At 38.6% G+C, this 20,637-nt stretch carries 12 protein-coding genes; 2 read left to right on the forward strand and 10 right to left on the reverse strand.

Annotation, left to right across the window (positions count from 1 at the left end; all coding sequences use genetic code 11):
• Positions 1-42: 42 nt before the first annotated feature.
• The 8 genes from IM793_RS16135 to IM793_RS16170 form a co-directional block, all read right to left on the reverse strand.
• Positions 43-1,908, reverse strand: coding sequence for an alpha-amylase family glycosyl hydrolase (locus IM793_RS16135; RefSeq protein ID WP_193423055.1), 1,866 nt, complete (start codon positions 1,906-1,908; stop codon positions 43-45).
• A complete protein-coding gene (locus IM793_RS16140; RefSeq protein ID WP_193423057.1) occupies positions 1,905-4,229 on the reverse strand; it encodes a glycoside hydrolase family 65 protein in 2,325 nt (774 codons plus the stop codon). The genes IM793_RS16135 and IM793_RS16140 overlap by 4 nt, the downstream gene beginning before the upstream one ends.
• Before the next feature lie 101 nt (positions 4,230-4,330).
• Positions 4,331-5,017 (reverse strand): beta-phosphoglucomutase, encoded by a 687-nt coding sequence (pgmB, locus tag IM793_RS16145; RefSeq protein WP_193423059.1) that lies wholly within the window; start codon positions 5,015-5,017, stop codon positions 4,331-4,333.
• Between the two features lie 85 nt (positions 5,018-5,102).
• Positions 5,103-7,037, reverse strand: coding sequence for a glycoside hydrolase family 13 protein (locus tag IM793_RS16150; RefSeq protein ID WP_193423061.1), 1,935 nt, complete (start codon positions 7,035-7,037; stop codon positions 5,103-5,105).
• Between the two features lie 73 nt (positions 7,038-7,110).
• The gene (locus IM793_RS16155) at positions 7,111-8,121 is read right to left on the reverse strand and encodes a SusE domain-containing protein (protein WP_193423063.1); all 1,011 of its coding nucleotides are present in this window, start codon (positions 8,119-8,121) and stop codon (positions 7,111-7,113) included.
• Positions 8,122-8,138: 17 nt separating this feature from the next.
• Complete coding sequence (locus IM793_RS16160; RefSeq protein WP_193423066.1) at positions 8,139-9,722, reverse strand: RagB/SusD family nutrient uptake outer membrane protein; 1,584 nt, start codon at positions 9,720-9,722, stop codon at positions 8,139-8,141.
• Between the two features lie 15 nt (positions 9,723-9,737).
• The gene (locus IM793_RS16165; protein ID WP_193423068.1) at positions 9,738-12,725 is read right to left on the reverse strand and encodes a SusC/RagA family TonB-linked outer membrane protein; all 2,988 of its coding nucleotides are present in this window, start codon (positions 12,723-12,725) and stop codon (positions 9,738-9,740) included.
• A gap of 418 nt (positions 12,726-13,143) precedes the next feature.
• Complete coding sequence (locus tag IM793_RS16170) at positions 13,144-14,172, reverse strand: LacI family DNA-binding transcriptional regulator (protein ID WP_193423070.1); 1,029 nt, start codon at positions 14,170-14,172, stop codon at positions 13,144-13,146.
• Positions 14,173-14,459: 287 nt separating this feature from the next.
• On the opposite strand from IM793_RS16170, the gene IM793_RS16175 reads away from it, so the two are divergent.
• Together IM793_RS16175 and dinB are read left to right on the forward strand one after the other, a co-directional pair.
• The gene (locus tag IM793_RS16175) at positions 14,460-14,819 is read left to right on the forward strand and encodes a PleD family two-component system response regulator (protein ID WP_193423072.1); all 360 of its coding nucleotides are present in this window, start codon (positions 14,460-14,462) and stop codon (positions 14,817-14,819) included.
• A 252-nt stretch (positions 14,820-15,071) separates the two neighbouring features.
• Positions 15,072-16,172: a DNA polymerase IV gene (gene dinB, locus IM793_RS16180; RefSeq protein WP_193423074.1), complete on the forward strand. Its 1,101-nt coding sequence runs from the start codon at positions 15,072-15,074 to the stop codon at positions 16,170-16,172.
• A 691-nt stretch (positions 16,173-16,863) separates the two neighbouring features.
• Here dinB and IM793_RS16185 read toward each other — a convergent pair.
• The gene (locus tag IM793_RS16185) at positions 16,864-19,338 is read right to left on the reverse strand and encodes a glutaminase family protein (protein ID WP_193423076.1); all 2,475 of its coding nucleotides are present in this window, start codon (positions 19,336-19,338) and stop codon (positions 16,864-16,866) included.
• Between the two features lie 456 nt (positions 19,339-19,794).
• Complete coding sequence (locus tag IM793_RS16190; RefSeq protein ID WP_193423078.1) at positions 19,795-20,628, reverse strand: PKD domain-containing protein; 834 nt, start codon at positions 20,626-20,628, stop codon at positions 19,795-19,797.
• Positions 20,629-20,637 lie beyond the last annotated feature (9 nt).

Genomic DNA, 20,637 nt, shown 5'->3' on the forward strand with positions numbered 1-20,637 from the left:
TTTGCGAATGCCTTTGCGTTCTTTGCGGTTAATTTAATTAGTTTAAAATTCTATCACCTGAGCGCTAACCGGCGCCAAGGTTACTGGAATGCTTGTTCCTGCCGGGATATTCAATTTTTTATCTGTTAACAGATCCTTAACCGGCGATGAATGTTTAACTTTTAAAATCTTATCTGGGATTTCAATATTGGCGGTTAAAGTTTCTGTCCGATCAAAATTGGCCACGACCAATAAACGCTGTTTACCCGAGTAACGGATAAAAGCATACATGCGGTTGTTGATGTTCCCAGTAACAGGCACTTCATAAATTTCGCCATTTATTACAGCATCGCTTGTGGAAGTAACTTTTAATAACTGTTGGTAGTAAGCACGTAATTTCTGCTCATTTTCATTTAACTGTTTACCATCAAAAGCACCATTATTCATCCATTTCTGGTGATTCGGAACGCCCCAATAATCGAAAATGGTAGTTCTGTTATCATCGCCGCCAAAACCTTCCTGACCTTTTCCCGGTTCGCCAACTTCCTGACCAAAATAAAGCATTACCGGACCGCCACCTAAAGTTGCTGAAACTACCATTGCGGGTAGAGCCAGTTCGGCCTTGCCTGCAAATCCGGCAGATGCAATGCGTTCTTCATCATGATTTTCTAAAAAGCGTAACATGCGGTGGCCAAAACCAGCACTCTCTTTCTGCCAAACGAAACTGATATCTTTTACATCTCCGTTTGATTCATTCCTGATCAATCTTTTTAAACCATCATATAAACCCACTTTATCGTATAGGTAATCAAATTTACCTTCATCTAAATATTGTTTATAAACTTTTGGATTATAGGCCTCTCCGATAAAAATTAAATCAGGATTCACTTTTTTAACCTGTGGAATGACCCAGTTCCAAAAAGCAATGGGTACCATTTCGGCCATATCGCATCTAAAACCGTCCACTCCTTTATTGGTCCAATAGGTTAAAATATCACGCATTTTCAGCCAGACTGGCGGAATGGGTTCAAAATATTGTTTTTCGCCGTTCTGATAATCTACGCCGTAATTTAACTTAATGGTTTCGTACCAATCGTCGTATTTAGGCTGCGCCGAAAACACATTGTTCCCTGTTGCTTTAGCAGGATTTTCATCAAATTTCCCATCCTGCATACTCGTAATTGGTGTTTGCTTTGCACCACCAGTTGGCGTGGCGAACGGCTGACCAGGAGTATAATAAAAATCGTTCTGAGCACTAAATGCTTTTGTTACATCATCCTGGGCACCAAAATCGATTACATTTTTTGGTTTTGCATGAGAATGATAGCTCCTGGCAACATGATTGGGTACAAAATCGATCAGCACTTTTAAGTTTTTAGCATGTGTTCTTTTCACCAGCGCTTCAAACTCCTTCATTCTATTATTAATATCAAAAGCCAAATCAGGATCTACATCGTAATAATCGCGAATGGCGTAGGGAGAGCCTGCTCTGCCTTTTACCACATCGGCGTCATCAGGTTTAATTCCGTATGCAGAATAATCAGTTAAACTTGCATGGGCAATTGCGCCGGTATACCAAATATAGTTTACGCTGAGTTCTTTTATGCCATCTAAGGCTTTATCGGTAATATCGTTAAACTTACCCGAACCATTTTGTTCGATGGTTCCGTAAGGGATATTGGTGGTATTCTTATTCCCAAATAAGCGGGGCAATAACTGGTAAATAACGATCTGCTTATCGTTCATTTTTGTACTTTGTTTTTGTGCAAAGGATGATGATGAAATAAGTAAAAAGAAAATAGCAACAATATAGGCTACCGCATTAAGATTGCTTTCCCGAAAAATCGGAACAGGCTGTTCCTCGCAATGACGATCAGTCGAGGCAAATCTCCGTCCGTTTTCCATTTTACATTTTACCTCTACAATCATACCAACGCTGTGTTGTTTACTTCAATTTCAGTATTTCCAGTCAATTTATAAAACTGGTTTCTAATGCCGATTTCTAAATCAACAGCGGCATTATTTTTAATATTGATACCGCTCTCGGTAATATTAATCTTTAGGGTAGCGCCTCTAAACCCAATGGTAAATGAAAAAGATTTCCATTTGCCTGGCAAGAAAGGATTAAACTGCAATTTACCGTCGCGCACACGCATGCCCGCAAAACCTTCTACCACACTCATCCAGGTTCCTGCCATAGAAGTGATGTGTAAACCATCTTCTGTATCGTTGTTATAATCATCCAGATCTAAACGAGCGGTACGTAAGTAGAATTCGTATGCACGTGCTTCGTCATTTAATTTTGCCGCTAAAATACTGTGTACACAAGGCGACAATGAACTTTCGTGCACGGTACGTGGCTCATAAAAATCGAAGTTGCGTTTTAACGTATCCAGATCGTAATCTTCTTCAAAGAAATATAATCCTTGTAAAACATCGGCCTGTTTAATGAAACACGAGCGTAAAATCCTGTCCCAGCTCCATTTTTGATTAATCGGGCGTTCGCTGGCAGGTAGATCTTTCACTAAAGTCTGTTCTTTATCTAAATATCCATCCTGCTGTAAGAAAATGCCCAGTTTTTCATCTTGTGGATAATACATCTTTTCGATAATATCAGCCCAATCGGCAAATTCTTTCTGATTAAAACTTAATGCTTTTAATAAAGTATTGTATTTCTCTGGCTGCTGTGCTTTTACAATTTCGGCGGCTTCGGTAGCATATTTCATACACCAGGTTGCCAAAATGTTAGTGTACCAGTTGTTGTTTACATTGTTCTCATATTCGTTTGGTCCGGTTACACCAAGCATTACATATTGCTGTTTATCGTTGCTCCAGTTAACGCGTTGTTTCCAGAAACGGGCAATACCGATCAATACCTCTAAACCAAAATCAGAAAGGTAACTTTCATCGCCTGTATAACGGATATAATTAAAAATGGCAAAAGCGATGGCTCCATTACGGTGGATTTCTTCGAAAGTAATTTCCCACTCGTTGTGGCATTCCTCACCGTTCATCGTTACCATTGGATATAGCGCTGCACCATCTTTAAAACCTAATTTTGCGGCGTTTTCTATGGCTTTACCCAATTGTTTATGGCGATACACCAACAAATTTTTACTTACTTCCTGTCGAGCAGTTGCCAGGTAAAAAGGCACGCAATAAGCCTCAGTATCCCAATAGGTTGAGCCACCATATTTTTCGCCGGTAAAACCTTTCGGACCAATGTTCAATCGGTCATCTTTACCGGTATAGGTTTGAAAAAGTTGAAAAATATTAAAGCGAATAGCCTGTTGAGCTGAAACGTCACCTTCGATAATGATGTCGCTTTCTTCCCACTTGATTGCCCATGCTTCGGCTTGTTCCTTTAACAAGGTATCAAAACCCTTAGCAGATGCTTTGGCTATTACAGATTTTGTTTCTTTTAAAAGTGATTCTTTAGGATAATTTTCTGAAGATAAATTCGCTGCAATTTTAATCAGCGTGATCTCTTCGTTTGCTTTAATATCGAGAGAAAAAGTTTGTCCCACAAATTTCTCTTTGCGAACAGCCTCAGGATTGAGATTTAATTTCTCCGCGTTTTTATACAGCTCGATATTACTCCCTGTGCAAACTTCAAATTCAGTTTTCTTTGTTCTTAGTTTGATATAAGCTTCTGCTCCTGCTCCTGAAATTTCATCGGCAACCATATACCAGAATTTTTCGTCATAGTTACTGTCCTGATTTTTAACATCGCCATCAATAAAAGTCATTAATGTTAATTTACCATCAAAATTTAATGGCGTAATGCTATAACGAATCGCACCAACTTCATCATCAGCAATGCTGCAAAAACGGGTTGATTTAACTTTTAAGGTTTTACCCCTTTTTAATTTTGCAGTGAAGGTACGCTCCAGGTATCCCCCATGCATGTTCAGCACACGTTTAAAATCGCTTACCTCAGCTGTTGCTAAATCAAGAATCTCATCATCTAGTTTTACTTCGATACCTATCCAGTTTGCCGCGTTTAATACTTTTGCAAAATATTCGGGATAACCGTTTTTCCACCATCCCACACGTGTTTTATCCGGATAATAAACACCTGCAACGTAATTTCCAGGTAGGGTTTCTCCGGTATACGTTTCTTCAAAGTTGGCGCGCTGGCCCATACGTCCATTACCCAAACTGAAAATACTTTCCGAAATTTTATTTAAATGTGGATCAAAGCCTTCTTCGATAATATTCCACTCATCTGCTTTAATGTAGTTTCTCATATTCTAGTATCAAGTAGCGAGTTACTAGTATCAAGTAATTAGTATCGGGTATCAAGATAAATTAACTACTTGATACTTGCTACTTAATACTTGCTACTCCTTTACAACTCTTCTAAATCTTTAACTGTTAATTTATCTAATCCACTTACTACCACATCTGCATCGGTGAGTACGCTTTTTTCGCCGATACCGATAGCTTTCATTCCGCCTCTTTTTGCCGCTTCTACGCCTGCAACAGCATCTTCAAAAACTACGCATTCATTAGGTTTAAAGCCTAAAAGTTCTGCTCCTTTTAAAAATACCTCGGGATCTGGTTTTGATTTGGTGACCATATTGCCATCCACAATTTCATCGAAGAAATGGGCCAAATTTGTTTTTTCTAAAATGATCCCTGAGTTTTTACTTGCCGAGCCTAAAGCCAATTTATAACCGGCTTTGTGAATAGCGGTTAAAAAATCAACAGTTCCGGGTAAAACTTCTGAAGGTGTCATTTTGGTAATCATATCTACATACCAGCCGTTTTTTAAACTGGCAAGTTCTTCTTTTTCGGCATCGGTTTTATCTACTCCGCCCCAGGCGAGAATCTTGTTTAAACTTTCTACCCGACTAACGCCTTTTAACTGCTCGTTCTGCTCTTCTGTAAAATCGAAACCCATAGTGTTGGCTAAACGTTTCCAGGCTTTATAATGGTAAACGGCAGTATCTACCAGCACACCATCAAGATCGAAAAGACAAGCTTTGATTTGAGATTTGAGATCTGAGACTTGAGATTTGAGATTTTCTTGCATCTTTTGTTATATTTTTTTGTATCAGGTAGTGAGTATCAAGTATCGAGATGTAAAGCTACACCTTAAACTCTCTACCTTTACCCATCTATCTTAGCTCAAGCACCAAAGTGGTCTTAGCGGGTACTTTAATGTTTTTGAATTCGATGTTTTCGCCTGTAATTACGTTGTTAGCGGAAGTAATTCCTGCTGTTCTTTCGGCAAAGCGATCGGTATTTAATGTTTTTTCTTTTTCAGTATTGTTTACAATAACCATTACAGTGCCTTTTGGTTCTACATTGTAGCGGAAATAAACATAAATATCATCTTGCGGTACAAACTGCATCAATTTACCTGTTTGCAATGCCGGACTGTTTTTGCGGAAATTCGCTAAGGTTTTTACAAAGTTGAACGCTTCATTCTCTTTGTTTGTACGTCCATCGGCAATGAATTTATCTTTTTTATCACCTTCCCATCCACCAGGAAAATCAGAACGGATCAATCCATCTGGATTGGAGAAATTTTTCATTAAAATTTCAGTTCCGTAATACATCTGCGGAATGCCCCGCATGGTTAACAAGATACTCATTCCCATTTTGTATTTATCGAAATCTTCGCCAACCATTGAGTAAAAGCGACTCATATCGTGGTTATCTAAAAATATGCAGTTGGTATTTGGGTTTTTGTAAAGAAAATCGTGTGCCAGGGTTGCATACAAACGGTTAATTCCGTCTACCCAACCATTCTTGCCATTTATTCCTTCATAAATCGCATCTTTTAAAGTAGCATCGGTAATGCCTTGTAAATGGGTATCGAAACCACGGTTAACGGTATTACCACCCGTAAAAAAAGCCTGATTGGCCACTGCGGTTACCAATGTTTCGCCGAATACGGATAAGTGCGGGAATTCTGCCTGCACTTTTAAAGCCCAATCGGCCATATAAACCGGATCGTTGTAACCGTAGGTATCCAGGCGTAAACCATCAATACCTGCATATTCAATCCACCAGATGTGGTTTTGGGTCAGGTAATTCTGTACATAAGGATTACGCTGGTTTAAATCGGGCATTGAAGGTACAAACCAGCCATCCAGCATCTGCTTGCGGTCGGCTGCTGATGCATGTACATCCATTAAGGTCTGATCGCGATAACTCGTTTGCGTGTATTTCGGCCATTGGTTTAACCAGCTTTTCATCGGTAAATCTTTATAAAACCAATGTTGGGTGCCAATATGGTTGTGTACAACATCTTTAATCACTTTTAATCCTTTGGCATGAGCAATATCAACATACTTTTTATAAAGTGCATTTGTGCCATAACGTGGATCTATTTTATAATGATCGGTTACTGCATAGCCATGATATGAAGCTTGTGGCATATCATTTTCTACCTCTGGTGTCATCCAAACGGTCGTAATTCCTAAATCTTTCAGGTAATCAAGGTGATTGATTACGCCCTGGATATCGCCACCGTGACGGTAGTACATGCTGTCGCGGTTTAATGCGGTTTCGGTTAAACCCTGAACAACATCGTTGCTTTTATCGCCGTTCGAAAAACGATCGGGCATGAGCAGGTAAATAAAATCTTTGTTGGTTACACCCTGAATCCTGCCTGCACTTTTATCCCGGTTTTTTAATTCGTAAGTGTAAGTAAATGTCTTTTTTCCGTTAATGGCAAAGTTAATCGGGAATTTGCCGGCCTTGGCTGATGGAGCAATTGTTAAGTCGAGAAATAAATAATTCGGGTTTTCAACTTTGTTAACCTTTGCGAGTTTTACCCCTGGATAAGCTAATGAAACCGAGCTTGAAGCAATATTTTCGCCATGAACCAGCAATTGCAACTTAGGATTGTGCATACCTGTAAACCAGAACATCGGCTCTACCCGCTCTAACTTTTGTGCAAAAAGATTGATGCTGCTAAGCAGTATAATAAGGATAGTCAACGTTTTTTTAAATCTCCACGCATTTGCATGGATTTTAGTTTGAGCATTTAAAGCAGAAGAATTAACGGAAAGAAAGGTAGCAGAGGTAAGTGATTTGATCATGCTAAAACTTTTTAATTTTTTTAAAAATCCTGCAGAGATCAAAAGATCTCTACAGGAATAGTATAGTTAATAATTAAATTTTAACCATGGTGTAAGCACCTGTTTTACCATCGGCATTAAGTGTTAAGATCAGCTTATAGGTACCAGCTACAGTAACATTAACATCTCCACCATTATCACCAATACTGGTTCCCCAATCGTGATTCCTTCTGAACTTAAAGGCACCAGGAGTTAAAGCAACGGTTGCAGTCCATGTGTTTTTACCATCGTTTACCGGACTAAGGTCAGTATCAACAGACCAGTTACTTCCGGGAATGGCATTACCAATAATTGACCAGTAATCTGCATCGGCGATGGTGTAAACATTCGCATTAAGATCGACAGTTAGCAGTTTAAAACCCGCCGAAACGGAGCTGATATCACCACCGGAAGTACTGAGTTTACCACCTCCTGCATCACCATAAGCTAAGTCAAATTTCTTCGCAGCAGTAATCTTAAAATTACCACCATCGAACTTGATAATTCCCGTATAAATGCCATTTCCGGAGACAGAAACTAAGCTATCAGCTGTTGGTGGATTCCATCCCTGATATGCCCCCGGTACGTACACCCAGGAAGTTAAAGGAAATGGCTTTGCACTTATAGAAACTACGTTACTGTAAACCGGGGTTATCGCATTGGAGATAGCTGCTTTTACCCTGATTTCTACATCAGAATTTACAGCAGTAGATAAATTTAAAGAAAGCAATAAATTGTTAAAATCCAATCCGTTGTAACTTTTACTAGTCACATTTGGATCAATAATTACTTCTTTTGTTTTATCTGCTGCAAAATTTGCTCCTTTTGGAGATAACTGTAAAGTATTGGTAACAGCTGCCTGATAACCAAAATTAGCATTGCTTAAAGTAAAAGTAACCACATTGGTAGTGAGCATGCTTTTATCCAAAACTACAGATGTAGCCGAACTTTTTAAAGAACCTCCGGTGCCTGCATTGGCTATGGCACGGGTTTCGTCTTTTTTGCATGACCATAGCGAGAGCATGATAAAGCTAAAGGCTAAGGATTTAAAGAATATTGATTTCATCTTTATAAATATTAAGATTAATAACCTGTGTTCTGAACCAGATTTGGATTGGCAATTAAATCTGCTGTCGGAATTGGATATAAGTTACGGTAAGCCGGTAAACTTGCGCCTGCTTTAACGCCTCCTTTAAATGGCCATAAATAAGTAGAACCAGTAAATTTGCCATAACGGATCAGATCAGTACGACGGTGCGCTTCCCAATACAATTCACGGGCACGTTCGTCTAAAAAGAAATCTACTGAGAGGCTGCTTAAATCGCCACTGTTGTTACCATAAGCACGGCGACGCAAGTTATTCACATAAGTAAGTGCTTGTGCTGTACTCCCGCCTGAACCACCACGCATTACGGCTTCACCATAGATTAAGTATTGCTCTGCTAAACGGAATAATGCAAAATCCAATGAACTGAATGTGCCGTTTAACGATGCAGGTGTAATTCCTCCGGAAGTAATGTTTTTAAATTTCGTTACCCTTAATCCATCTGTAAATACACCGATATCGTCCACATTACTTTTTGAGCCAAAAAATATACCGCGTTTATCTGCCGTTCCGTTAGGATCAGGAAATAATGCCGGTAAATTCTGACGGGTCCTGTTACCACCCCAGCCACCTGAAGGTACTCCATATGATGCAGGGCTCATGTCTGCATTAATTGCAGCATTAACCAAAAAGGTAGTTCCTCCGAAATTTGTTCCTCTTACACCATCGTAATTAATGGTTAAAATGTTTTCTGTATTATTTACATTATTATCGGCCAAAAATAAATCTTTATAATTAGCTTTTAATGAATAACCAGAGTTGATCACCTTAGTTGAGTAGGTAATGGCTTCTGCATATTTTGCAGTTCCCGTGTATACCTGAGCATTTAAATATAATCTGGCTAACAATGCCCAGTCGGCTCCTTTATCTGCCCGGCCATAATCGTTGGTACGGGGATCGGCCAAATCACCTTCAATCGCTTTTAATTCTGATTCTACATAAGCGAACAAAGCTGCTCTTTGAATTTGTTTAGGATTGGTTTTGCCAATCGCATCCTCTTCTGTTACGAAAGGGGGATTTCCGAAACCATCTAATAAAACCCAATATTGAAATGCTCTTAAGAAACGGGCTTCGGCACGGTAACGTTGAATGGCTGAAGCATCGGCACCAGTAATATTGCGACTTGCCAGCTTCTCAGGTGTACTTTCGCGAAGAAACTCATTGCAAATCGTAATCTGCAAAATGCTTTTAGAATATAAACCCCTTAAAAATTGATTATCGCTATTCCAGGTAGCATAATCTAATTCCGGAATACCTGTATCTCCCCAGGCACAAATTGCTTCATCGGTTACCAACTCCTGGGAAGTCCAGAATAAACGGAAGAAATCTGCAAAACCAGCATTTAAGCCGCCAATATCACTATTATCTGATCCTGTTGGACTGGTTAATGCGTAAGTAGCGTACAATTTCACCAGCTCTTGTTTGTATCCTGCAGGCGTAGCATATACCACGTCGGCAGTTACATCATTCGTAGGCTTTAAATTTAAGGCATCTTTCTTACAAGAATTTAAAGAAAGTAATAAACCTGTGGTTGCCAATATTATTTTAAACGAATTTTTCATTTCTCTTTATCTTTATTAAAAACCAACATTTAAACCTAGTGTGTATGTCCTTGGCCTGGGATATAACTTAAAGTCGATACCATCTGTTAATTCAGGATCCAGCCCTTTATATTTAGAGATTACAAACACATTCTGGCAATTGGCCGTAATTCTTAAATTGGTGTTGCTATTTTTAAATAACTTGCCGGCATCATAAGCCAGGCCAAGGTTATCCATTTTTAAGAATGAAGCATTTTTAACATAGTAATCACTTAAATACTGACTTGTAGTGAAGTTGGTGTTTAAGAAATCTACACTAGCATTGTTAATTAAGCCAGCTGCGCTAAGAATATTGTTTTTAATACCAAAGTTTGATGATACGTTATCATAAACATAATTGCCTAAGTTAGCTCTCAGTACCGTACTGATGGTCCATTTTTTATAGCTGAAGGCAGTGTTGAATCCCAAAGTAATTTTAGGATCTGGCGACTTATAAAAATACTGATCATTTGAGTTTACTACGCCATCACCATTTGAATCTTCATATACACCTTCCAATGGCTTTCCGGCACTGTTATAAACCTGTTTGTAAACGTAGAAGGCACCAGGAAGTTGATTTACAGCATTGTATTTAATGGTAACCCCTGTTCCACCAGTAATGTCGCCTGCACCTTGCTTACTTCCCGGATCAGGATTTAAGGTTAAATTGGTTACTTTTCTTTTGTTATAAGCTACATTAAAACCAAAATCCCATGAAACGTTATCCGTTTTGATAGCTGCAAAATTTAAGCTAAACTCAGCGCCCCTTACATCCATATTACCTACATTGGTAATCAAATTATTGTTAAAGTTTGTTCCTACAGGAATGTTCACCGTAGCCAATAAATCTTTTGTCTTTTTATAGTAAACGTCTAATGCACCGTAGATTCTTCCTTTGAAAAAGCCATAATCTAAACCAGCGTTATAGGTAGTGGTGGTTTCCCATTTTAAATCAGGATCATATGCAGAAGGTGCGTAATAATCATAAAAAGTATCGCCTATCTGATATTGTCCCGTATTACTGTTCGAATAATATTTAGCTAGATAACTGTAATCGCCCACGGTATCTCCATCTTTATTACCCGTTTCACCATAACTTAACCTCAGTTTTAAATCTGAAACGGCTTTACTTTCCTTTAAGAAGTTTTCGCCTGCAATTCTCCAGGTAAAACCAACTGAAGGGAAATAACCCCAACGGTTTTCCTCGGCGAACCTTGATGACGCATCTGCACGCATGGTTCCTGAAAGGATGTATTTATCGGCTAAGGTGTAAACTAACCTTCCGTAGTAGGATAACAATTTGTTGCGGTCAACAGAGAATGGAAACTTAGGCGTAGTTCTTAATACCCCTGTTGCACTATATTCGTTAAAGCTGAAGTTTGTTTTCGCATTATCATAATAACCATAACCCGCGGTTGCATCAAAACGACTTCTGATGCGGCCCACATCTTTGGCATAATTTAAATAAAACTCAGATACCTTATTGTTGGATGTATTCAGCGATTGAGTAGAAGATCCGTTAGTTGAAAAGCTTGTGGCGGCAAATGCCGGAACAAAAATACGTCCTGTGCCTTTAGAAACATCGTAACCTAAATTTAAGTTAGCATGTAATTCTGGTAAAAAATGGAAAGAATAGTCGAATCTTACATTTCCAAAGCTTCGGGCGGCATTTCCATTATTATTTCTTAACATGATCTGCGCTACCGGGTTTCTTGGTGCGTTAGGATTTAAGGATCCATCTGCTCTTAACCATTCGAAATAATTTCCAAACTGATTAGTTGCGGTAACCGATTGTGTAGGATCAAACTGGATGGCATTGGCAATGGCATTATTGTTATCATTGGCAAAGTGGGATCCGGTTAATGTCCCTTTCAGACTTAGATCAATTTTTAAATGATCGGTGAATAATCTTGGGGAAACTGTAATGGCTCCTGTTGCCCGGTTAAACCTATCGGTAATTAACAAACCTTGCTGATCTAAATAACCTGCTGATACACGATAGGGAACACCATGAAATTTACCTGCAATACTGAGGTTATTATCACTTGCAAAAGCATTTTGAAAGATTTCATCCTGCCAATCAGTGTTTGCTTTTCCTAAAAGTGAAACAAATGTTTTGCCTACATCATAGGCAGAGGTTGGATTGGCATTTACAAAAGTACGGATTTGATCGGCCGAGAGCACATCTACCTTTTTTGCAATGGTTGCAACAGAATTATTGGTACTGAAATTAATTACCGGCGCACCTGTACCCCCTTTTTTAGTGGTAATCAAGATTACGCCATTAGATGCCCTCGAACCATAAATTGCTGTAGCATTTGCATCTTTCAACACGGTAAAGGTCTCGATGTCGTTCGGGTTGATCAATGATAAAGGACTAGGTGCGTTATCGATTGATTTTCCACTAAAAGGAACTCCATCAATAACAATTAATGGATCGTTACTAGCATTTAATGAGGCTCCGCCACGGATGCGGATCTGACTCCCAACCCCTGGCTGACCACTACTGCTAATAATGTTAACCCCTGCCACTTTACCTTGGATAAGTTGTTCAGGCGTTGTGATCGTTCCTTTTTGAAAATCTTTAGCGCCTACCGTAGTGATTGATCCGGTTAGATTCTTTTTTTCGGCAGTACCATAACCGATTACCACCACCTCATTTAGTTTTTGTGCATCAGGCACCAATTGAAAATTAACAGTAGCATTTGTTGAAATGCTTAGGACTTTATCAAGGGTTTGATAGCCGATAAAACTTGCAGATAGCGTTATCGAGCCATTCGATAATCCTGCCAGTTTAAAATTACCATCAGCATCGGTTGATGTACTTCTTGTTGTTCCTTTTACAACAACAGAAGCACCAGGTAATGGTAGGCCGGTTTCGTCAAGCACTTTACCAGATACTGATCCGGTTTGTGCTTTTACCATTAATGCTGAAAAAACTAACAGCACCAAAAGCCCCTGTTTTAACAGGTAAAATACTCTCATATTTGAAGCTCGTTTAAGAATAAAAATTTGGTTAAATATTATAGTGATTTACACATTGGCCTAATTTACAGCTGTTAATGATATTTCAAAATTTATTTAAAAAATATATTTCTGGCTAAAATATCAACAATAAAATCAGCATAAAAAATAGTTTTTTAATACAGGAAAAAGTCTACTATAAACAATTGTTAAATTTTTAATTAATTGAATATCAAATTTTTATAATTTAAAAATTCTAATTTAAAGTGTAATAATTACACTAAGTTATTTTTAGTGCTTTTTTCGGGAACGTTCCCGAAAAAATTAGACTAAAATTCTTCCTGTTTTCGGGAACGTTCCCGAAAATTGGTATAAATTCTGCGTATTTTACACTAAGTGAAGAATTTTTTTGAATTTTTCGAACTAAAAATCAGCCCATTTACAGGCTCGTTTTTTGCCCATTTACAGTCGAATTCCGCTTGATAATTTTAGACTCTAAAACCACTTCATTCGGCAGGTTTTTATCGGCATGATCATCTAAAATAGTAAACAACAATTTAGCCGCTTCTTCCCCTATTTCGGTGGCCGGTTGGGTGATTGTAGTAAGTGAAGGATTTAACAAAGGAGCGATTTCTAAACTGGAGAAACTGATCACCTTTAAATCTTTGGGAATGTTAATATCAAGATCGTAACAAGCATAATAGGTGGCAAAAGCTAAACGCTCTACCGATGTAAAAACACCATCGGGTTTTAATTGCATTAAAGCATCTTTAATGATCACACTATTTTCTTCGTAACTATTACTGCAATCTACAATTAAATTTTCTTCGAAAGGAATCTGGTGTTTGGCCAGTGCATCAAGATAGCCTTGCATACGGGTTTTACCTATAGATAAACTTTTATTCACCACCAGGTAAGCAATTCTTTTACAACCCTGCTCTATTAAGTGTTCTGTTGCCAGAAAACTGCTGTTATAATCATTTGTAATTACCCTTGGAGTATCAATGTCTTCGTAAATACGATCGAAAAATACAAGCGGCAGCCTTTTACTGCCAAATTTATTGAGGTAATTATGATCGTTGGCTTCTCCGGAAACAGACATGATAATGCCATCGGCTCTGCCATTATGTAAGTGGTTAATGAAAGTTACTTCCTTTTGATAATCGTCATCGGTTACGTAAATCAGAATATGGTAACCATTTTCTCTGGCTAAGCGCTCAATACCGTGAATGGCCTGCGAAAAATAATTATTCGCTAATTCGGGTACAATTACGGCAATGGTTTTACTTTTTTGCTCCCTTAAATTACTGGCGTAATGGTTGGGTTGGTAGTTTAACTCTTTCGCCTTGGCCAGTATACGCTCTTTTGTAACATGATTAATGTCACTATTATCCCTAAAAGCCCTCGAAATTGTAGAAGTAGATAATTTTAATGCTTCTGCTAACTTTTTTATATTAATACTATCCATTTTTGGCTTTTAAACCCAATTAAGTCGAATAAACGCTGTAAATATAAAATATTAATGCACGAATATCTGCCATGTAAAATAAATTATCAGTTAATTCACTAGTGCGGGAATAAAACAGCTATACTTTATCAATTGACATTAGTCAATATTCACCATAAAATTCTTTAAATAAATATTCATTTTTTTTAAAACAAAAAGCATCTTTACTGCATTAATTAGTATACGCTATCAATCACCTTCTCATTTAACCTATTGCAAAGCATAACTAGATGAAATAAAATTACAAAATGGGAAATAAGAAAATATTCATCGCCGATGATGACGAAGGAATTGTTGACGCTGTGACGATGATTTTGGAAGTAATGGGCTATAATGTTGAATTTACATATGATGGTGGGGCAGTAATAGATGCAGTAAAAAATAAGCCGGACCTGATTATGCTCGATATTTGGATGAGTGGATATGATGGCAGGGATATATGCAGACAACTTAAAAACGACCCGGAATTTAGCGAAATTCCAATTTTAATGATCTCCGCCAGTAGAGATATCAGGCAATCTGCACTCGATGCTGGTGCGAATGATTTTATGGAGAAACCATTCGAGATGGATTCGCTGCTGAATAAAGTAGAAGTATTGTTGGATTAGATAAAAGGTGTAAGGGATAAGGTTTAAGGTGTGTAGCTTTCCGAAACGATCGTCATCTCGACTGGCGCGCAGCAGAACGGAGAGATCTGCCTTCATAAATTTAGCTTCGCTCAAAATCTCATTATTCAATCTCCTTAAAATAAAACCGTTCGGGCAATTACTTAAAACAAAGTCGGTACTCTCTCCATATTTTGTAAAGAAAAAAATCTAAATCGATAATCCTGATAAAAATCACGAAATTTAGGTCATTGCATGTCTGATTTAGATCTACCGGTTTTAAGAAAAATAATTCATATTGATATGGATGCTTTTTATGCATCTGTAGAGCAACGCGATTTTCCTGAATACCGTGGAAAGCCTTTAGTGGTTGGTGGCAAGCCCGATAGCCGTGGTGTGGTTTCTACAGCCAGTTACGAAGCACGGCAATATGGAATCCGCTCGGCAATGTCTTCGAGTAAAGCTTATCAACTTTGCCCGACAGCAATTTTCGTATACCCCCGTTTTGATGCCTACACCGCGGTTTCGAAAGCGCTTAGGGAAATTTTTAGCCGATATACCGATAGTATAGAACCCCTTTCATTGGATGAAGCTTACCTCGATGTAACGGAAGATAAACTCGGAATTGGGTCGGCTATTGATATTGCACAATCGATTAAAGATGCCATTAAAAATGAGTTAAACTTAACCGCTTCGGCAGGCGTATCGATCAATAAATTTGTGGCCAAAGTAGCTTCAGACATGAATAAACCAGATGGCTTAACTTTTATTGGCCCATCGAAGATTGAATCTTTTATGGAAAAACTTCCGGTCGAGAAGTTTTTTGGCGTGGGTAAAGTTACCGGCGCCAAAATGAAGGCCATGCAGATTAATACGGGTGCAGATTTAAAAAAATTAACTGAAGCTCAGCTTGTTGCCCAATTCGGGAAATCGGGAATGTTTTATTATAAAATTGTACGCGGAATTGATGAACGCCCCGTTCAGTCGAATCGCGAAACCAAATCGGTAGGCGCAGAAGATACCTTTTCGGAAGATACCAATGAAGATTCGGTGATGCACGATCTGCTGAAACAGATCAGTGAAACGGTAGCTAAACGTTTGGAAAAACATCAATTAAAGGGCAAAACCGTAACCTTAAAAATCAAATTTGCAGATTTTAAACTGATTACGCGCAGCCGTTCTTTTGCTATACCCATAAACAAAGCTGAGATAATTTATGCAGAGGCGATTAAACTTTTGGAAGAGGCCGCTATCGGTACAACACAGGTGAGGCTTTTAGGTATTACCTTATCGCGGTTTTATGATGATGTGGAGATCGAAAAGCCAGAAAGTAATCAGCTGGAATTTGAGTTTTGATGAAAACATAAGCGCAAGGCCAGTACAAAGCAGAAAAGGATAAAACACCAATTTGCACTTGGAGCGCAATACCTGTACTAAACAGTCAGTTCCTTCCCGTTTTACGCTTATACGCTTCGCTTCCTCGTACCTCGTTGCTGCAGGGTGACGCTGCAACCGGGGCTAGTGAGCCAAAACAGCATTTCATTTTCGGGGTTGCATTTTGCACCAGCCTTTGTGCCTAAACCCGACAGCAGCGGTTCCGATCCTTCATCGGAAGTAGCGAATGGCGGGGCCGAAAACCTCCAAGAACCACAAGCCAATCATTTCCTATACATAATACGATCAATTTCGGTCTGTGAGGACACAGACCAAGGAATAGGATTCATCCTAAAGTGAGAACTACCGTAGTTTTTTGACCATATAAGGCATTTAAGAAACATATAAGCTCATGTATCGCAGAACTAGAAATGTCGTCCTTTCGACTGAAGCGCAGCGAAATGGAGAAATCTTTTACGTTTATTTAAACCAGTCTTGTAGATTTTTCCACTACGATCGAAAAGGACGATCTATCGCATGCAATAAAGATTAGTGGTTTATAATGCATGATTAAAACATCCCGTCATGCGGACACCGCTCTAAAAGAGGGAAACAAAAAAGGCTCTACAAATTAATGCAGAACCTTTGATTGTTAATTTAAAGGGGTGAGATCTTATTTACTATTTAATTTATCGGCAAGCATTTTCATGTAAAAACCACCCACAACACTACGTGCTTTAAAGTTATCGCGGATACCGGTATTTGAATCATAAAAATCATTCAAAGGCACTCTCGATTCAGTTTCGATAGCATGCTTGTAAACAGGATACACCAAAGCTTCGAATTCTTTTTGTGTTGGTGCAAAAGTAGCGGTCCACAAGATCCAGTCGTTTTTAGTGTAGGCCTTTCTGCTATCCAACGGAATACCGTATCTGTTTTGCTTGGTCAGGTAATATTTGGTTTCGGTATCATATATTTTTTGAGGGAACAAATTTAAATTTAAAACCTTATCCCAAACCAGATTATACTTCTGGCTCCAGGTATTTTTGTTATCAAAAGTTAAAGCGTAGTGATCGCCTGCATCGGCCATTTCTATCCATTTTGGCACCATACTTTCTGCAATATCCCTGTATTTTTTAGCAACATCATCATAACCTAATGTTTGGGCCATTTGGGCGTAACACGCTATGCCTACAATCGCTTTTACCGATAAGTTGGCATTACGGGCCAGGTGACCAGCAAAATCATCGGTACATAATTGTGTTTTTGGATCTAAACCCTCTTTGGTTAAATAATCAACCCAGGTGGTTAAGGTTTTCCAATGTGCTTTGGCGTAATTGGCATTTCCTTGCGCTTTGGCAATGGCAGCAGTTAAAATAATCATGTTACCCGATTCTTCAACCGGCATAGGCTCGCCATAAGTTTGTCCGTTGGCTAGTGGATAGGTACCCAGATCGTGAGCTGCCCAGGGATGAGGATATTTTCCGCTTTCGCTGAAATAGAAAATACCGTTCAACATGCCTTGTAATAACTCGGGATTATAAATCAGGTATAATGGTGCCGAAGGGTAAGTTACATCAACGGTGTTAATGAAACCACCACTGTTATTTTCTTTCGATAACCATAAAATTTCACCTTGCGGGCTCTTTACCAAAGTATGTGCTGCAATACTCTGGCGGTAACCTAAAACGCATAAATCAGCATATTCTTTACCACCTGATTTTAAAGCATCGGCATACAAGGTTTTATTAAATGTTTCACATTTCTGGATTACGGTTTTGTATTCGTTAGCCGCTGCGGTTAACTGATTTTCAATGGTTTCCTTACCTGAGGTATTCCACCATGGTCTTAAATTTTTATTAAAGTATTGAACTGAATATATTTCATCATAGCCTAATTCAACATATTTTTCTACCGCAGCTTTACCCACTATTCCAAAGGGGATAACAGTATTCAACGCGAGCATTTTGCCTTGTTTAGCTGTTGAAGCAGAATTGCCATTTCTAAAAGCATCGGCAGCATCTTTCTCGGCCGTTACAAACTGGATGGCATTGCTTGTTTTTGACGCAGCTACATAAAAATAACCCCAATCAATCCGCATATCATCACTTGCTTTCTGAAGAATTGGTTGTTCTACTGTACCTGTTTTTAATACCGATAATTTAGCTGTGCTGTATTTGCTCGCCGTAACTTCTTGCGCAGGGCGATAAACCGCAATATTTGATGATGCACTCAGGTATACTTTCACCTGGTGCGTTTTACCGTCATTTGCTTTTACCTGATAGGAAACATAAGAAACCGGGCGTGCAAATAAACCCAAATCGTTCATTAACAATGGCGAGGTAAAAGTTAATTTTAAATCGATCTTACCGCAGGTAAAGTTATAAATGGTTTGCGTGGCATTGATATCAACACTTTTTTGTTTAGCCAGCTGCACCTTTTCGGCATTGTCTTTTAGCTTTTCTACCAGACCAAAATCCAGGAAACGGCCACCGTCGGTGTTAATGAGGTGGATGGCGATTACATTAGGTCCGGCTTTTAACGCACTTTTATCGCTATTGCTTAAGGCAATGTATTGGAAGTTATTGGTCCAGCCTTCTTTGGTGTAGATTTTCTTTCCATTCAGGTAAACCTCAATATTATCATCATGGTTGATCTTTAAAAACAGTTCGTTTATTGATGCCGGGTTAGCGACGTTAAAGGTTCTCCTCACCCATATATCGTGCGATTTCCACAATGTTTTTACATTTTTGGCATCATCTCCTATTGGTGCGTGACCTGTTTGCCAGGTGCTGGCCACGTAGTTCGCAGCTTTCCAATCGCCCTGAGGTTCAGTTTCTGTATATTTTACTTCGTAAGCTTTTTCATCTGAAGTAGGTACAACCGTTTTATAGGTAGTGGTTTCTTTACCTAAAAAGCGATAAATACCTCCATCAACATTAATCATTCCTAAAAGAGAATGATCGGCACCTGTCCAATGTTGAGTAGAAGACTCATTTAATTTATCTGTGTTAGACCAGATACTGAAATAGGTATTATGTGTAATTAGGGGATAAGCCGGAGCCTTCCGCTCCTGCGCCTTTAGCAAACTGCCTACGAACATGCAGCCCAGTATGCCTAAGAATTTTAAAGTGTTGGTTTTGTTCATAATTTTTGTGTGTATCGAAAATCTGATGTTATATATTGGTTAGATGTAACGCTTAGTTAAACGTTTTACTAATGTATAAAATATAATTTACTTTTTGCAACACAAGTCAATTTTTAATTGTCAGAACGACATTTAAAACAGAGTCTAAAGAAGTCAAGTTTTAACGACCATAATGCCAGGAAACTTGACTTCTTTGGAGATCTGTTACTTTTCTGCTAAATAGACCCTGAAATAAATCCGATAGCTATCGGATCAGGGTGACATTACCCATTAAGAAGTCAAGTTTTAATGACCATAATGCCAGGAAACTTGACTTCTTTTATTTAAAAAGAAAAATAAATCTCAAAGAAGTCAAGTTTTATGGCCTGTCCGTTATTCTAACTTGACTTCTTCAAAAAAAATACATGAGGTTGTTAAGCCTCATGTATTCTTCAAATTTTGTGGAGCGCTTATTATTTAGGGTTGTTTTTTATTGATGGTCCACTCAGATAACTGAAATACACGGCTTCCCCTGTTGGCTTTGATATAAAGACGGTAAAATTTATAAGCAACAAAGTTGTCGAAATAATACCTTTTGGTAACATTTCTCTCACCTTGCGCTGGCCATGGACAAGTGGTTACCGTATGTAGGTCCGTATACTGAATACCATCTAATGATCCCTGTAAAATCCAATACCTGGGATCTCTGTCTTCAGCGTCGTTTCCTGAAGTTAAAGTATAAGCACCAACTACCTGTGGTGTTGCAAGCTCGAAAGTACATCTTTGGGTACCATCAAAACCTGCCTGCAAAAATTTGGTTTTGGTATCGCCATCAACCAGTTTTTTTGATCCCTCATCAGAATTAGGTCCAGCACCAGCCTCTAAATTTACCGAGAATATGCCGCCAACGGTCTGCATATAATTCTCCCCAATTTTTGTTGGATCGAAATTTGGATCTACAATATTTAAAAGCACTTCTTTTGCAGCCGAATAGCCCTGGCTGTTTCTGGTGGTTAAAGTAACTTTATATTTACCTGGAAAACGATACACGTGTTTTGGATTAACCGCTACAGATGTACTGTCATCGCCAAATTGCCATAACAAAGTTTTATAGTTTGTAGAAGTACCCGTAAACTGGTATTCTAAAAACTTTGTCGGACTGGCTACGGCATAATCAAAACCTGCAGTTGGTTTAGGTTCGTCTACCACAGGAGCAATCTCTTCTGCATCTTTCTTACACTTTACTGTTGTAATTACAATAAGTATTAAAAGAGATAGAATGCTGAATAATCTTTTTACGTTATTTTTCATATCTTATTA

Origin of the sequence: Pedobacter sp. MR2016-19 (assembly GCF_014947265.1) — a bacterium.
In the GTDB taxonomy this organism is placed as follows: domain Bacteria; phylum Bacteroidota; class Bacteroidia; order Sphingobacteriales; family Sphingobacteriaceae; genus Pedobacter.

Bases quoted from the DNA above. Each gene is read 5' to 3' on its own strand.
- IM793_RS16190 (WP_193423078.1), bottom strand. From the start codon at position 20,628: ATGAAAAATAACGTAAAAAGATTATTCAGCATTCTATCTCTTTTAATA.
- IM793_RS16185 (WP_193423076.1), bottom strand. From the start codon at position 19,338: ATGAACAAAACCAACACTTTAAAATTCTTAGGCATACTGGGCTGCATG.
- pgmB (WP_193423059.1), bottom strand. From the start codon at position 5,017: ATGCAAGAAAATCTCAAATCTCAAGTCTCAGATCTCAAATCTCAAATC.
- IM793_RS16170 (WP_193423070.1), bottom strand. From the start codon at position 14,172: ATGGATAGTATTAATATAAAAAAGTTAGCAGAAGCATTAAAATTATCT.
- IM793_RS16165 (WP_193423068.1), bottom strand. From the start codon at position 12,725: ATGAGAGTATTTTACCTGTTAAAACAGGGGCTTTTGGTGCTGTTAGTT.
- IM793_RS16160 (WP_193423066.1), bottom strand. From the start codon at position 9,722: ATGAAAAATTCGTTTAAAATAATATTGGCAACCACAGGTTTATTACTT.
- IM793_RS16155 (WP_193423063.1), bottom strand. From the start codon at position 8,121: ATGAAATCAATATTCTTTAAATCCTTAGCCTTTAGCTTTATCATGCTC.
- IM793_RS16140 (WP_193423057.1), bottom strand. From the start codon at position 4,229: ATGAGAAACTACATTAAAGCAGATGAGTGGAATATTATCGAAGAAGGC.
- dinB (WP_193423074.1), top strand. From the start codon at position 15,072: ATGTCTGATTTAGATCTACCGGTTTTAAGAAAAATAATTCATATTGAT.
- IM793_RS16150 (WP_193423061.1), bottom strand. From the start codon at position 7,037: ATGATCAAATCACTTACCTCTGCTACCTTTCTTTCCGTTAATTCTTCT.
- IM793_RS16135 (WP_193423055.1), bottom strand. From the start codon at position 1,908: ATGATTGTAGAGGTAAAATGTAAAATGGAAAACGGACGGAGATTTGCC.
- IM793_RS16175 (WP_193423072.1), top strand. From the start codon at position 14,460: ATGGGAAATAAGAAAATATTCATCGCCGATGATGACGAAGGAATTGTT.